At 63.4% G+C, this 14,490-nt stretch carries 15 protein-coding genes; 11 read left to right on the forward strand and 4 right to left on the reverse strand.

All coding sequences use genetic code 11. From position 1 onward, the window contains the following. Nucleotides 1–28 precede the first annotated feature (28 nt). From NKH04_RS00860 to NKH04_RS00905, 10 genes are all read left to right on the forward strand, one after another. Nucleotides 29–628, forward strand: a complete 600-nt coding sequence (locus NKH04_RS00860; protein ID WP_353043935.1) for a VOC family protein — start codon at nt 29–31, stop codon at nt 626–628. A 143-nt stretch (nt 629–771) separates the two neighbouring features. Beyond that, a complete protein-coding gene (locus NKH04_RS00865) occupies nt 772–3,066 on the forward strand; it encodes a bifunctional salicylyl-CoA 5-hydroxylase/oxidoreductase (RefSeq protein ID WP_353043936.1) in 2,295 nt (764 codons plus the stop codon). Next, nucleotides 3,063–3,836 (forward strand): SDR family NAD(P)-dependent oxidoreductase, encoded by a 774-nt coding sequence (locus tag NKH04_RS00870; RefSeq protein ID WP_353043937.1) that lies wholly within the window; start codon nt 3,063–3,065, stop codon nt 3,834–3,836. The genes NKH04_RS00865 and NKH04_RS00870 overlap by 4 nt, the downstream gene beginning before the upstream one ends. Continuing rightward, on the forward strand, nt 3,830–4,300 hold the full coding sequence (locus tag NKH04_RS00875; protein ID WP_023676834.1) for a MarR family winged helix-turn-helix transcriptional regulator: 471 nt from the start codon (nt 3,830–3,832) through the stop codon (nt 4,298–4,300). Before NKH04_RS00870 ends, NKH04_RS00875 begins: the two co-directional genes overlap by 7 nt. Then, the gene (locus NKH04_RS00880) at nt 4,297–5,109 is read left to right on the forward strand and encodes an enoyl-CoA hydratase family protein (protein ID WP_352977653.1); all 813 of its coding nucleotides are present in this window, start codon (nt 4,297–4,299) and stop codon (nt 5,107–5,109) included. Before NKH04_RS00875 ends, NKH04_RS00880 begins: the two co-directional genes overlap by 4 nt. Before the next feature lie 224 nt (nt 5,110–5,333). Then, nucleotides 5,334–6,482: an acyl-CoA dehydrogenase family protein gene (locus tag NKH04_RS00885; protein ID WP_352470006.1), complete on the forward strand. Its 1,149-nt coding sequence runs from the start codon at nt 5,334–5,336 to the stop codon at nt 6,480–6,482. Between the two features lie 71 nt (nt 6,483–6,553). Further along, entirely contained in the window at nt 6,554–6,949 is a 396-nt protein-coding gene (locus NKH04_RS00890; RefSeq protein WP_352448544.1) for a RidA family protein, read from the forward strand. A gap of 178 nt (nt 6,950–7,127) precedes the next feature. Further along, on the forward strand, nt 7,128–7,919 hold the full coding sequence (locus NKH04_RS00895) for an ABC transporter substrate-binding protein (protein ID WP_352613846.1): 792 nt from the start codon (nt 7,128–7,130) through the stop codon (nt 7,917–7,919). Between the two features lie 109 nt (nt 7,920–8,028). Continuing rightward, on the forward strand, nt 8,029–8,703 hold the full coding sequence (locus NKH04_RS00900) for an amino acid ABC transporter permease (RefSeq protein WP_292656040.1): 675 nt from the start codon (nt 8,029–8,031) through the stop codon (nt 8,701–8,703). Nucleotides 8,704–8,732: 29 nt separating this feature from the next. Continuing rightward, complete coding sequence (locus tag NKH04_RS00905) at nt 8,733–10,025, forward strand: cysteine desulfurase-like protein (RefSeq protein WP_352681323.1); 1,293 nt, start codon at nt 8,733–8,735, stop codon at nt 10,023–10,025. On the opposite strand, the gene NKH04_RS00910 is transcribed toward NKH04_RS00905, so the two are convergent. Then, nucleotides 9,956–10,828: an NAD(P)H-dependent oxidoreductase gene (locus NKH04_RS00910; RefSeq protein WP_353043938.1), complete on the reverse strand. Its 873-nt coding sequence runs from the start codon at nt 10,826–10,828 to the stop codon at nt 9,956–9,958. The two genes, NKH04_RS00905 and NKH04_RS00910, sit on opposite strands and share 70 nt — an antisense overlap. A gap of 93 nt (nt 10,829–10,921) precedes the next feature. Here NKH04_RS00910 and NKH04_RS00915 point away from each other — a divergent pair, with 93 nt between their 5' ends. Further along, nucleotides 10,922–11,842: a LysR family transcriptional regulator gene (locus NKH04_RS00915; RefSeq protein ID WP_352455059.1), complete on the forward strand. Its 921-nt coding sequence runs from the start codon at nt 10,922–10,924 to the stop codon at nt 11,840–11,842. A gap of 22 nt (nt 11,843–11,864) precedes the next feature. Here the strand turns inward: NKH04_RS00915 and NKH04_RS00920 are convergent, their stop codons facing one another. The 3 genes from NKH04_RS00920 to NKH04_RS00930 are packed head-to-tail and all read right to left on the reverse strand — an operon-like array spanning nt 11,865 to nt 14,489. Then, on the reverse strand, nt 11,865–12,695 hold the full coding sequence (locus NKH04_RS00920) for a dipeptide ABC transporter ATP-binding protein (protein ID WP_023676825.1): 831 nt from the start codon (nt 12,693–12,695) through the stop codon (nt 11,865–11,867). Next, nucleotides 12,692–13,567 (reverse strand): ABC transporter ATP-binding protein, encoded by an 876-nt coding sequence (locus NKH04_RS00925; RefSeq protein ID WP_353043939.1) that lies wholly within the window; start codon nt 13,565–13,567, stop codon nt 12,692–12,694. Before NKH04_RS00925 ends, NKH04_RS00920 begins: the two co-directional genes overlap by 4 nt. 4 nt (nt 13,568–13,571) lie before the next feature. Next, on the reverse strand, nt 13,572–14,489 hold the full coding sequence (locus NKH04_RS00930) for an ABC transporter permease subunit (protein WP_023676823.1): 918 nt from the start codon (nt 14,487–14,489) through the stop codon (nt 13,572–13,574). Nucleotide 14,490 lies beyond the last annotated feature (1 nt).

A 14,490-nucleotide genomic window follows, 5' to 3' on the forward strand; every position in this document is an offset into this window, starting at 1 on the left:
AAATGTCCCGCGATGGAGGATGACTGACATGAAGAATGCAATCCGCTACGCAGTGCTCACCGCCACCGTGCTGGGAGGCATCGGCACGGCTTACGCCAGTTCCATTCCCGGCATGCGTGGCCACGACCACACCGGCGTCACCGTCCCCGACATGGAGCAGGCGGTCGATTTCTTCACCGAGGTGGTTGGCTGCAAGAAGGCGATGTCGTTCGGCCCGTTCGCCGACGACAAGGGCACATTCATGCAGGATCTGCTGGGCGTCGATCCCAAGGCGGTGATCGAGGAGATCACCCTGGTCCGCTGCGGACACGGGTCGAACATCGAGCTGTTCAAATACACCGCGCCGGACCAGAAGGACCTGACGCCTCGCAACAGCGACATAGGCGGCTTCCATATCGCCTTCTATGTCGACGACATCGCCGCCGCAAAAGCCTATCTTGACGACAAGGGCGTCAAGACGCGGATGGGACCGCTGCCGGTTTCCGAAGGCCCGGCCGCCGGCCAGACCATCCTCTACTTCCAGGCGCCCTGGGGCTTGCAGTTGGAAGCGATCAGCTATCCCAATGGCATGGCCTATGAAAAAGATGCGGAGACGGTGCTGTGGAGCCCGAAGAACCCGGAAAAATAGCCCGGGGCGTCCCTGGCCTGCGCAAGCCGACTGCCGGCAAGCTGGGTTTCTGGGGCGGATTGTTTCAATCCTGAAACTTCAAGCTTGAATTAATCCGTCCCAGGCGTAAACTCGACAAACAGAAGCGAAGAGGAGATCGCACGATGAAAGTTGCGGTTCTCGGCGGCGGACCAGCCGGGCTCTACTTTGCAATCTCGCTGAAGCTCAGGGATGCCGCGCATGAGGTCACGGTGTTCGAGCGCAACCGTGCCGATGATACGTTTGGCTGGGGCGTCGTGCTGTCGGCCGAAACGCTGGAGAATCTGACCAAAAACGACCCGGTCAGCGCCGTCTGGATCCGCAAGCATTTCGCCTATTGGGACGATATCGCCGTCATCCATGACGGCGTGCGCACGGTCTCGACCGGTCACGGCTTTTGCGGCATTGGCCGCAAGCGGCTGCTCACGTTGCTGCAGCGGCGGGCGCGTGAACTCGGCGTCAAGCTGGTCTTCGAAACCGACATCGCCGATCCCAAGCCATATATGGAGACGCACGACCTGGTTGTCGCCGCCGACGGGTTGAACTCGAAAGCGCGGAGCGCCTTCGCCGACGTGTTCAAGCCCGATATCGACATCCGTAGATGCAAGTTCGTCTGGCTCGGCACCCACCAGAAATTCGACGACGCCTTCACCTTCATCTTCGAAAAGACCGAGCATGGCTGGGTGTGGGCGCATGCCTACCAGTTCGACAGCGATACCGCGACCTTCATCGTCGAATGCAGCGAGCAGACCTGGCAGCGCTTCGGCTTCGGCGCGATGTCGCAGCAGGAATCGATTGCCGTCTGCGAGCGCATCTTTGCCCACCATCTCGGCGGCCACGCGCTGATGACCAACGCCAATCATATCCGCGGCTCGGCGTGGATCAATTTCCCGCGCGTCTTGTGCGAACGCTGGTCCTACAAGAACCTGGCGCTGATGGGCGACGCGGCGGCGAGCGCGCATTTCTCGATCGGTTCCGGCACCAAGCTGGCGCTGGAAAGCGCGGTGGCGCTGGCCGACTATGTCGAGTCCGAGCCAGACCTCGAGGCCGCCTTTAGCAAATATGAGGACGCCCGCCGCACCGAAGTGCTGAAGCTGCAGTCGGCGGCGCGCAATTCGCTCGAATGGTTCGAGGAGGTCGAGCGCTATCTCGGCCTCGATCCGGTGCAGTTCAACTATTCGCTGCTGACGCGTTCGCAACGCATCAGTCACGAGAATTTGCGGCTGCGCGATGCCGAATGGCTGGCCGGCGCCGAGGAGTGGTTCCAGCGCCAGGCCGGCGCCGGGGGCAACAATCTGCGTCGCGCGCCGATGTTCGCGCCGTTCCGGTTGCGCGGCATGGCGCTGCAGAACCGCGTCGTCGTCTCGCCGATGGCGCAGTACAAAGCGGTCGACGGCTGTCCGACCGATTGGCATTTCGCCCATTACGCCGAACGGGCCAAGGGCGGCGCCGGTCTCCTCTATATCGAGATGACGTGCGTCAGCGCGGAGGGCCGCATCACGCCTGGCTGCCCCGGTTTCTATGCGCCCGACCATGAGGTCGCCTGGAAGCGGCTGGTCGAGTTCGTCCATGCCGAAACCGAGGCCAAGATCTGCGCCCAGATCGGCCATTCCGGTGCCAAGGGGTCGACCAGGCTCGGCTGGCAGGGAACCGACGTGCCGCTGCCCTCAGGCAATTGGCCCGTCATGGCAGCGTCTTCCGTGCCGTGGTCGCGGGAAAACCAGGTGCCGAAGGCGATGGACCGCGCCGACATGGATATGGTGCGCGACCAGTTTGTCGCTTCGGCCGAGATGGCGGCGCGCTGCGGCTTCGACATGCTCGAAATCCACGCCGCGCACGGCTATCTCCTGTCCTCCTTCATCACGCCCTTGACCAACCGGCGCACCGACTCCTATGGCGGCTCGCTGGAAAACCGCATGCGCTACCCCTTGGAAATCTTTCATGCGGTGCGCGCCGCGTGGCCGGCCGAGAAGCCGATCTCGATGCGCATCTCCGCTAATGACTGGCTGGGCATCGAAGGCGTGACGCCGGCCGATGCCGTAGAGATCGCGCGGCTGCTGCATGAGGCCGGCGTAGACATCTGCGACGTATCGGCCGGCCAGACTTCGGCCGTGGCAAGACCGGTCTATGGCCGCATGTTCCAGACGCCGTTTTCCGATCGCATCCGCAACGAGGTCGGCATGGCGACGATGGCGGTCGGCAATATCTATGAGCCGGACCACGTCAACTCGATCCTGATGGCGGGCCGCGCCGATCTCGTCGCACTGGCTAGGCCGCATCTTGCCGATCCGTATTGGACGCTGCACGCGGCCGTCACGCTTGGCGATCGCGGCGTCAAATGGCCGGATCCCTATCTGCCCGGCCGCGACCAGCTCTACCGGCTGGCCGAACGCGAAGCGGCAGCGGGGTTGAAAGTATGAGTGCCGCGGCAACGATTTCGCGGCGTCATGCGCTGGTCACCGGCGGCGGCTCCGGCGTCGGCCGCGCGATCGCGCTGGCGCTGGCCGGCGCGGGCATTGACGTGACCATCTGCGGCCGGCGCGTGGGGCCGCTTGCCGAGGTCGCCGCGGAGAACAAGTCCATCTTCGCCATTGCCGCCGACGTCACCGACGAGACGTCGATGGCGTCGCTCTACGAGGCCGCGGAAGCGGCACGCGGAGCGTTCGACATCGTCGTTGCCAATGCCGGTATGTCCGGCAGTGCCCCGGCGCAGCGGACCTCGCTGGCAGACTGGCAGCGCACGCTCGACGTCAACTTGACCGGTGCGTTCCTGACGGTGAAGCCGGCGTTGGCCGGCATGGCAGTGCGCAAGACTGGCCGTATCATCTTCGTCGCTTCCACCGCCGGACTGAAAGGCTATCCCTATGTCGCAGCGTACGTTGCCGCCAAGCATGGCGTCGTCGGCCTGATGCGGGCACTCGCCGTCGAGACCGCTAAGTCCGGCATAACAGTGAATGCCGTGTGCCCAGGGTTTGTCGAAACCGAGATGCTGGAGAGCACCGTCCAGCGCATCGTCCAAACGACCGGCCGCTCGTCCGAGCAGGCACGGACAAGCCTAGCCGCGACCAACCCGCAAGGCCGCTTCATCCAGCCGGAAGAAATTGCGGCCGCGGTACTTTATCTGTGTGGCGACGCCGCCCGGTCGATTACCGGACAGACGATTTCGATCTCCGGAGGTGAGACATGGTAGCCGGTCCCCTGCCCGCCCCGTCCGGACCCGGCAAGGACCGCCTGCGGCTGTGGATACGCCTGCTGCGCGCCTCGCGCACCATCGAGGCCGAGCTGCGCGAACGACTGCGGCAAGAGTTCAACACAACGCTGCCACGCTTCGACGTGATGGCCGCGCTCTACCGCGCGCCGGAGGGCATGCTGATGAGCGATCTTTCGCGCTTCCTGCTGGTGTCCAACGGCAATGTCACCGGCATCATCGACCGGCTGGTCTCGGAAGGGTTGGTGATGCGGGCCCGACGCAATGGCGACCGCCGCACCTCGATGGTGCGGCTGACGGAAGAGGGATCGAAGATTTTCGCCGTGATCGCCGCCGCGCATGAGAAATGGGTCGGCGAGTTGCTGGGCAATGTGAGCGAGGATGAGGCGCGCCGGCTGACCGGCATGCTGACCTCCTTCCGCAGCAATTGGGAGGGACGGGAATGACGAAGCTGGCCGGCCGCAAGCCGAAGCATTTCCTCTGGCAGGTCGAAGGCAAGATCGCAAAGATCCGGCTCGATCGACCGGAGCGCAAGAACCCGCTGACCTTCGACAGCTATGCCGAATTGCGCGACATATTTCGCGATCTCGTCTATGCCGACGATGTCGACGCGGTGGTGTTCCTTCCCAATGGCAGCAATTTCTGCTCGGGCGGCGATGTCCACGAAATCATCGGCCCACTGGTCAAGATGGACATGAAGGCGCTGCTCGCCTTCACCCGCATGACGGGCGATTTCGTCAAGGCGATGCTGAATTGCGGCAAGCCGATTATTGCGGCGGTCGATGGCGTGGCGGTCGGCGCCGGCGCGATTATCGCCATGGCCTCCGATATCCGCATCGCCACGCCTCAAGCCAAGACAGCATTCCTTTTTGCGCGCGTCGGCCTTGCCGGCTGCGACATGGGGGCCTGCGCGATCCTGCCGCGCATCATTGGCCAGGGCCGCGCCGCCGAGCTGCTCTATACCGGCCGCACGATGAGTGCCGAGGAAGGCGAGCGCTGGGGCTTCTACAACCGGCTGGTCGATACCGCAACGCTTGAGGCCGACGCGCTCGACATGGCCGCGCGCATCGTTTCCGGCCCGACCTTCGCCCATGGCATGACCAAGACGCAGCTGAACCAGGAATGGTCGATGGGTCTCGACCAGGCGATCGAAGCGGAAGCACAGGCGCAGGCGATCTGCATGCAGACCCGCGATTTCGAGCGGGCGTACACGGCTTTCGTGGCTAAGGAGAAGCCGGTGTTCGAGGGAAATTGAGATGATCGCTTCCACGCTGGCGGGACAGCACCCCCCTCTGGCCTGCCGGCCATCTCCCCCTCAAGGGGGGAGATTGGATATCAGGCCCGCTTTCGCCAATCTCCAACATCGCAGGGAGAGCCGTGGCAGCGAAGCCGCGAATCTCCCCCCTAGAGGGGGAGATGTCCAGCAGGACAGAGGGGGGCGCCGTGGAGCGCCAGGGCCGGAGAATTGTGGAGGCAGCAATGCCTGACCGTTCCTTCCTCTCCTGGCCGTTCTTCGAGGATCGCCACCGCGATCTGGCGGAGCGGCTGGAGGCATGGTGCGCCAAGAACCTGCCGGTCGCGCATCACGATGTCGACGCGGCCTGCCGCGAGCTGGTGGCCAAGCTCGGCCAGGACGGCTGGCTGAAGCCGACGGCGCTCGACACCGAAAACCCCTCGCCGCTCGACGTGCGCACGCTCTGCCTCACGCGCGAGACGCTGGCCCGGCATGATGGGCTGGCCGATTTCGCCTTCGCGATGCAAGGGCTCGGCACTGGCGCGCTCAGCCTGTTCGGCTCGCCCGACCAGCAGCACTGGCTGGCGAAGACACGGGCCGGCAAGGCGATTTCGGCTTTCGCGCTGTCGGAGCCGCGCTCGGGCTCGGACGTTGCCAATATGGAAATGACCGCCGCGCGTGACGGCGACAGCTATCTCCTATCCGGCGAAAAGACCTGGATCTCCAACGGCGGTATCGCTGACTTTTATGTTGTCTTTGCCCGTACCGGCGAGGCGCCCGGCGCCAAGGGGCTTTCCGCCTTTATCGTGCCTTCCGAAACCGAAAGGCTGATCGTTGCCGAGCGGCTGGAGGTGATTGCGCCGCACCCGCTCGCCCGGCTGTCCTTCGACAATGCACGCATTCCAGCCTCGGCGCTGATCGGCAGACCCGGGGACGGTTTTCGCATCGCCATGTCCGTGCTCGACGTGTTCCGTTCGACCGTCGGCGCAGCGGCGCTCGGCTTTGCCCGGCGCGCGCTGGACGAAAGCATCACAAGAGTGGCCGAGCGCAGGCTGTTCGGTGCGCCGATGGCCGAGCTGCAGATGGTGCAGGGCCACATCGCCGACATGGCGCTGGATGTCGATGCCGCCGCGTTGCTGGTCTATCGCGCCGCCTGGACCAAGGACATGGGCGCGGCTCGGGTTACCCGCGAAGCCGCCATGGCCAAGCTGTTCGCTACCGACAAAGCGCAGGAGGTGATCGACAAGGCTGTGCAGCTGCATGGCGGCGACGGCGTCCGCAAGGGCCATATCGTCGAAAGCCTGTATCGCGAGATCCGGGCGCTGCGCATCTACGAGGGAGCGTCCGACGTGCAGAAGGTGGTGATTGCACGGCAAGTGATGGGAGCGGCCTGAGACGGGAGTTTGCGTGAAATTATTGTCTTCGAGTTTTGAGCGACCGGATTTGAGCATTGGGAGGTTTTGACATGCACACCATCCTGCAGCCGGAAGGCTGGGCGAAACCCGTCGGCTACGCCAATGGCGTCGCCGCGCGCGGGCAGCTTGTCTTCGTCGGCGGGCAGGTCGGCTGGAACGGACAGGGCCGCTTCGAGACCGATGATCTTGTCGGCCAGGTGCGGCAGACGCTGGCCAATATTGTTGCTGTGCTCGCCGAGGCCGGCGCCAAGCCGGAACATATCACCTCTATGACCTGGTACTTTACCGACAAGGCGGAATATCTGACCAATCTCAAGGGGATCGGCGAGGTTTATCGCGAGGTGATCGGCCGGCATTTTCCGGCGATGGCCGCCATGCAGGTGATGGCGCTGGTCGAGGATCGCGCCAAGGTTGAGATCCAGGCCACGGCGGTTATTCCGGAGTGACGGCAACACGCGGAAATTTTTTAAGCTTAAAACTTTCGCCTTGAAAAGCGCGGTACTTTGGATAGCATTCGATGTCTTGCGACTGCCGTGCCGGGAGGGCTTTCCGGCAGTCCCGTCACTTGACGCATCAAAACCGTGCGGGGCCAAACCCGTCCGATCACAACCAGAGGGAACGAAAATGAACTTCACCCGTCGCAACCTGCTGCTTCTTGCTGCTGCCATCGGCATCGCCGGCGGCCCGGCCTACGCCGAAGGCACGCTGAATGTCGGCGCCTATCCGACCAATCCGCCTTTTGAATACAAGAACGAAAGCGGCACGTTCGAGGGTTTCGAAGTCGACATCATCAATGAGGCGGCAAAGCGTATCGGCATGACCACTGATATCGCCGATCTCGGTTTCCAGGCGCTGTTCGCCGCCACCACCTCGAAGCGCATCGACGTCGCCATTTCGTCGATCACCATCACGCCGGAGCGGCTGAAGTCTCAGTCGTTCACGCAGCCCTACTATGATTCCGACATGGGCATCGCCGCGAAGGCCGACAGCCCGATCAAGGCCGAGGCCGACCTCAAGGGCAAGATCGTCGGCGTGCTGTCCGGCTCGACCGGCGAAGCCTGGGTCAAGGCCCACCAGGAAGCGGACGGGTTCAGTGACGTCAAGGGCTACGACACGCAGCAGAATTTGCTGCTCGATCTCAGCTCCGGCCGCGTCGATGCGGCGGTCAGCGATATTCCGGGCCTGGAATATTCTTTCACCAGGATGAAGGATCTCGCCGTAAAAGAGCGCATCAAGACCGGCGAGCAGTACGGTCTGATGATGACCAAGGACCACCCGCTGCTCGGCAAGCTGAACGACGCGCTGACCGCGATGAAGAAGGACGGCACGCTGGCCGCGATCCACAAGAAGTGGTTCGGCAGCGACGCACCTGCCGATTCCTCGACCGTCAAGGAAACTCCTATGCCGAAGGCCTGAGCGGCAGTTCACGCTTAAATGTCGTGCCGGTTTTCGATGCCGGCACGATTTCGGATTTCGGGCTCGGGCTCGAGCGTCGCGGGACGCCAAACGTTTCGGAAATGCTGCGATGTCGCTGCTGGACACCTTCTTCAACGCCGACGTCATGGTCTCCAGCCTGCCGGCGCTGTTGCGCGGCTTCCTGAACACCCTGCTGCTCGGAATCATGAGCATCGGCATCGGTATTCCCGTCGGCCTCGCGATCAGCCTGGTGCGGCTCTATGCGCCAAAGCCGCTTCGGCTGCTGGCTGTCGGCTACATTGACATTTTCCGGGCGATGCCGGTGCTGGTCGTGCTGATCCTGATCTACTATGCGCTGCCGTTCCTCGGCATTCGCCTGTCATCGTGGACGTCCGCGGTGATGGCCTTCGCCATCATCATGGCGGCCTATTCGGCCGAGGTGTTCCGCTCCGGTATAGAGAGCATTCCGCGCGGCCAGTTCGAGGCGGCGCAGGCGCTCGGCCTGCCGTTCTTGCTGACCTTGCGCAAGGTAGTGCTGCCGCAGGCGATCCGCGTCGTCATTCCGCCAATGACCAGCAATTGCGTTTCGATGTTCAAGGATACTTCGCTCGCTTCCACCGTGGCGCTGCCCGAACTGCTGAAAGAAGCGACCAACGCGCAATCGCTCTATGCCAATCCTTCACCGCTGATCGGCGCGGCGCTGGTCTATCTCATCTTTCTCTGGCCGATGGTCCGTCTCGTCAGCCTCCTTGAACGCCGCTTTCAAACCGAAAAGACCCGCTAATCTGTCAGCGCACTTCGCAGGAGACGACCTTGAACCAGCATCAGATTTCGAAAACCGGCGATGCCGCAGCTTTCCCGGTCGAGACGATCCGCGCCATGTTTCCCGCCTTGCAGCAAGCCGGGGACTTCGTCTTCATGGACAATGCCGCCGGCGCGCAGATCCCGCAAAGCGTGCTCGATGCGGTCACCAACCATTTGGTCGCGCATAATGTGCAGCGCGGCGGCCGCTATGGCCGCAGCGTCACCGTCGACCAAGCCGTCGCCGGCGCTCGCGAAAGTGTGGCCTTGCTGATCAACGCCACCAACCCGGCGGAGATCTGCTTCGGCATGAACGCCACTTCGTTCATCCGCCTGGTCAGCCTCGGCATCGGCCAGATGCTTTCCGAGCGCCCAAACGGGGAGCGTGACGAGTTCGTCATCACCGATATGGATCACGACGCCAATATCGCGACGTGGCTGGCGCTGGCGCCCGCCGGCGCCAAGTTCAAATGGTGGCGGATGCGCGACGACGGCAATCTGCATGTCGACGATTTGCGCCCGCTGGTCTCAGAGCGCACCCGGCTCGTCGCCTGCACGGTAACGGCGCATTCGATCGGCTCGATTGTCGACGTTGCCTCCGTGGCTGGGATTGCGCATGCGGCAGGCGCCGAAGTGTTCCTCGACTGCGTGCATTACGGGCCGCACGGGCTGATTGATGTGCAGGCCTGGGATTGCGATTATCTGGTCTGCTCCGGCTACAAGAATTTCTCGCCGCATATGGGCTTCCTGTGGGGCCGCTTCGAAACACTGAAGCGCCTGCCGACCTTCCGCGAGGATTTCATCCCCGACGAGCCGCCCCACAAAATCGAAGCCGGCACGTTCATCTACGAGAACGTCTCCGGCATGGATGCCGCGGTGCGCTACCTCGAATCGATCGGCCGCAATTTCTTGTCAGAGAATAACCGGTCGCGCCGCGACAACATCGTCGCCGGCATGAATGCCATCCGCGACTACGAACAGGTGCTGGCGCGCGAAATGCTGGCGGTGCTCAAAGATTGCGGCGCGACGATCTACGGCGTGGCCGACGAGGCACGCCTCAGCGAGCGCGTGCCGACCTTCTGCTTCAATGTCGGCACGCTGTCGCCGCAGAGGATCGTCGAGGAAATGGCCGAGATGCAGATCGGCATTCGCGACGGCCACATGTATGCGCCGCGCCTGATGAAGCGGCTCAACCTCAGCATGGACAGCGGCGCCGTGCGCGCCTCGCTGGTGCATTACAATACGATCGAGGAAGTCCGGCGCTTCGGCGAGGCGCTGCGCACCATCATCGCCCGGCTGTCCTGATCGGACTGGGCGGCGGCGCCGGCGCGATCCTCGTGAAGCGCAAAGGCGGTCGCACCCGGGTTCTCCAAGCCGGGGCGCAATTGCATGCTTGGGATCAGGTAATCGCCGCCATTCTGCTGCCGATAACGAATGGGCCGGATTGTCTCGAGCGTTCGCATCCTTTCGCGCAGTCGCTCCGCGACAGGCTCGAAATCCGCCTCCCCGAAACGGTCCACCCTGTAAACCACGAACGGCGGAAGCACGTCGTAGCCCGGATAGTATAGAATCCCGTGATTGATCGGGAACAGCAGGTCGTCGATCGGGCCGTTGACGCCGCGGGCGGAGTAATGCTCTTCCCAGCCGCCTGCGGTCACGATCAGCATTGCGCGCTTGCCGGCGAGCGTTCCCTCACCAAAGCGGTCACCCCACCGCTTGTCGCTGTGCTCGCCAACGCCATAGGCGAAGCCGTAGGCGTACACGCGATCGACCCAGCCCTTGAGGATCGCCGGCATGGCGTACCACCACAGCGGGAACTGGAGGATCAGGGTGTCGGCCCATAGCAGCTTGTCGATCTCCACTTTGACGTCATCGGTCAGAGTGTTGGTCGCAAAAGCCTTTTTGGAGGCGCCGGCCGGCAGGAAGCGTGCTTCGGGCGGCCACGACGGAAAGTCGGCACGGTCCACCTCGGCTTTCCAGCCATCGGCGTAGAGGTCAGACACCCGCACCTCGTGGCCCTGGGCCTCGAGTTCCCTGATGGCGACGTCACGCAGCGCGCCGTTGAGCGAACGCGGTTCAGGATGAGCAAAAACAAGCAGGACTTTCATGGGTCTACTCCGAAGAAGGACGATAGACACCAAAGGTAGCCAGCCGCGGGCTGATCCACTACATGTAGGAAATGTATAAGATAATGCCGAATAATGGATAGATCGGACGTCACTCTCGAGCGCATGCGCACCTTCGTTCGCGTCGCCGAGCGCGGCAGCCTCTCGGCGGTGGCGCGCGAGCTCGGAGTTGGGCAGTCGACGGTCACACGGCATTTGCGAGAACTCGAGGAGGCCGTCGGAGTGCCCTTGCTCAGCAGGACCACCCGGCGCGTCACGATGACCGATGAAGGCAGCCGTTACTATGCCGACAGCGTCCAGATCCTGCGCCTCGTCGAGCAGGCCGGCGATGAGGCGCGGGGCACGCGCGGCGCGTCGGCCGGCACGATCCGGATATCCTGCACGGCGGCGCTCGGGGTCTTGCATGTCAGCCGGCTGATCTTCGCCTTTCAGGACCGCTATCCCTACATCGGCATCGATCTCAGCCTTACCGACGAGCGCATCAACCTTGTGCGGGAGGGCGTCGACATCGCGCTTCGCCTCGGCCCGCTCACCGACAGCTCAATGAAACTGCGGGCGCTCGGCCAGTCCCGGCGTCTGCTGGTGGCGGCGCCGGCCTATCTGGCGGCGCGGGGCAGACCCGCTGTCCCGCAGGATCTGCCTGGCCATGAAGGCATCCGGATGTCGAACATCGCGGGAAGCGACACGCTCACCTTACAGGGGCCGGGCGGCGAGACCTTTGCGGTGCCCTTTGGCGGCAGATTTCTGGTCGACCATGGGCTTGCTGCGCGCGAAGCCCTTGTCGCCGGACGCGGCATCGCACCCGCCCACCACTGGCTTGTCGACGATCTTCTGGCGGCCGACCGGCTGGAAGTGGTCCTGCCGGGCTATTTTCCGCCTCCCGTCCCGCTGAGCATGCTGATCGTTCCGGAGCGTGCGGGCATTGCCCGGGTGCGGCTGCTGGTCGACTTTCTCGCCGAGCAGATCTCCGGCATTCCGGGGATCGAGAAGCGGTAGCCGGCCGGCAAACCTCGCCGGATCAGGCGGCCTTCTTTTTCGCCAACCTTGCCTTGATGCTGGCAACGTCGGCACGCGGCGTCGCCGCGAATAGCGTCCTGGTGTAGCTGTGCTTGGGGTCGGCGAAGACCTCGTCGCGCGAGCCGTATTCGACCGCCTCGCCGAAATACATTACCATCACGTCGTCGGCGATGTAGCGTACCACCGACAGGTCGTGGCTGATGAAAACATAGGTCAGCTGAAACTCGTCCTGCAGGTCGGCGAGCAGGTTCAGCACCTGCGCCTGCACCGAAAGATCAAGTGCCGAGACCGGCTCGTCCAGCACCAGAAGGCTGGGGTTGAGCATCAGCGCGCGGGCGATGGCGATCCGCTGGCGCTGGCCGCCCGAAAACATATGCGGGTAGCGATTAAAGTGCTCGGGGCCGAGACCGACCTTCTTTAGCATCTTCATGGCAAGATCGCGCCGCTCGTCGGCCGTGCTGTCGGTGTTGATGAGCAGCGGCTCGCCAAGCACGTCGCCGATCTTCTGGCGTGGATTGAGCGAACCATAAGGGTTCTGGAAGACGATCTGGACCTTGCGGCGCATTTCCTTCGACAGGCCGTTCCTGCCGATGTCTACCTTCTTGCCGTCGATGAAAAGCTCGCCGGAGGTCGCCGGGTCGATCAGGGTGATGATGCGGGCGAGTGTTGACTTGCCGCAGCCGCTCTCGCCGACGATGGCCAGCGTCTTGCCCTTGTCGACGCTGAACGAAACACCCTTGACCGCATGAACCGTACGGGAGGGGCGGAAAAGCCCGCCACCGACATGATAGTCGCGCACGATGTTCTTGCCTTCGACTACCGTCACGCTCATGAGGCGGTTCCTCTTGCGGACCGGGCTGCGACTACAGATGGGGCCGGCTCAAACAGCATGTCGGAAACAGTAGGCAACCGGTCTCCGACGGCGTTTTCGGGCAGCGCCGACAGGAGCGCGCGCGTGTAGTTGCTCTTGGGGGACTCGAACAGCGACAGCACGTCGGCCTCTTCCATCTTGCGGCCCTTGTACTGAACGATGACACGGTCGGCGGTCTCGGCAACCACCCCCATATTGTGGGTGATCATGATCAGGCCCATGCCATATTTGACCTGCAGGCCGACCAGCAGATCGAGGATCTGCTTCTGGATGGTGACATCGAGCGCCGTGGTTGGCTCGTCGGCGATCAAAAGCTTGGGATTGCAGGCGATGGCGATGGCGATCATGACGCGCTGACACTGACCACCCGACATCTGGTGCGGGAAGGAGCCCAGCCGTTCCTCGGGGTCGGCGATGCCGACCAACTTCATCAATTCGATGGCACGCGCCCGGCGCTGGGCGCGGTCCATGCCCATATGGAAGCGCAGCACCTCCTCGATCTGGAAGCCGACGGTGAAGCACGGGTTGAGGCTGGCGACCGGCTCCTGGAAGATCATCGAAATGTCCTTGCCGACGATCTTGCGCCGCTCGGATGGGCCGAGCTTGAGCAGGTCGATGCCGTCGAAGGCCATGCGGTCGGCCCTCACCGTCGCGGTGTTGGGCAAAAGCCCCATCACCGCCAGCATCGCCACCGACTTGCCCGAACCGGATTCGCCGACGATCGCCAGCACCTCGCGCGGTTCGACCGACAGGTCGATGCCTTGTACCGCCATGAATGGTCCAGCGGCGGTGTCGAAGGAAACGGTCAGGTTCTTGATCTCGAGAAGAGGCATTGGATTATGACCTCTTCAGCTTGGGATCGAAGGCATCGCGCAAGCCGTCGCCGATCAGATTGATGGCAAGCACAGTGATCAGGATGGCAAGTCCGGGGAAGGTCACCACCCAAGGCGCGCGCAGGATGAACTCGCGCGCCGAGGCGAGCATCGTGCCCCATTCCGGCGTCGGCGGCTGCGCACCGACACCGAGGAAGCCGAGCGCCGCAGCTTCGAGAATAGCGTTGGAGAAGGACAATGTCGCCTGCACGATCAGCGGTGCCAGGCAGTTCGGCAGGATCGTCCTCACCATCAAGCGAAGATGACCGGCACCAGCCACCTTGGCGGAGATGACATATTCGCGGTTCTTTTCGGCCATCACGGCGGCGCGGGTGAGGCGCGCGAAATGCGGCTGCAGCACCAGCGCGATCGCCAGCATGGCATTGAACAGGCCCGGGCCGAGGATCGCCACCAGCACCAGCGCCAGAAGCAGCGACGGGAAGGCCAGGATGATATCCATGATGCGCATGATCAGAGTGTCGACCCAGCCGCGGAAATAGCCGGCGAGCACGCCAAGCACGATGCCGCTGGTGAGCGAGAAGACAACGACCACCAGACCGATGAACAGCGAGAAACGCGCCCCGAAGATCAACCGTGAAAGCATGTCGCGGCCGACCGCGTCGGTGCCGAGCAGGAACATCGATTTGCCGCCTTCCTGCCAGGCAGGGGGTGCCAGCAGCGCATCGCGAAACTGCTCGTCGGGCGAATGTGGGGCGACGAACGGCGCAAAGATCGCCACCAGCACCAGCGCCGAAAACACGACAAGGCCGATGACCGCGCCGGTGTTCATCGAGAAGTAGTGCCAGAACTCGGCGAAAGCCCGTTGCCTGCCGCCTGTCGGGATGGAGGCGGCGGTAGCTTCGGCGGCGGATTCGTCGGTCATC

Origin of the sequence: Mesorhizobium sp. M1365, from assembly GCF_040317865.1 — a bacterium.
In the GTDB taxonomy this organism is placed as follows: domain Bacteria; phylum Pseudomonadota; class Alphaproteobacteria; order Rhizobiales; family Rhizobiaceae; genus Mesorhizobium.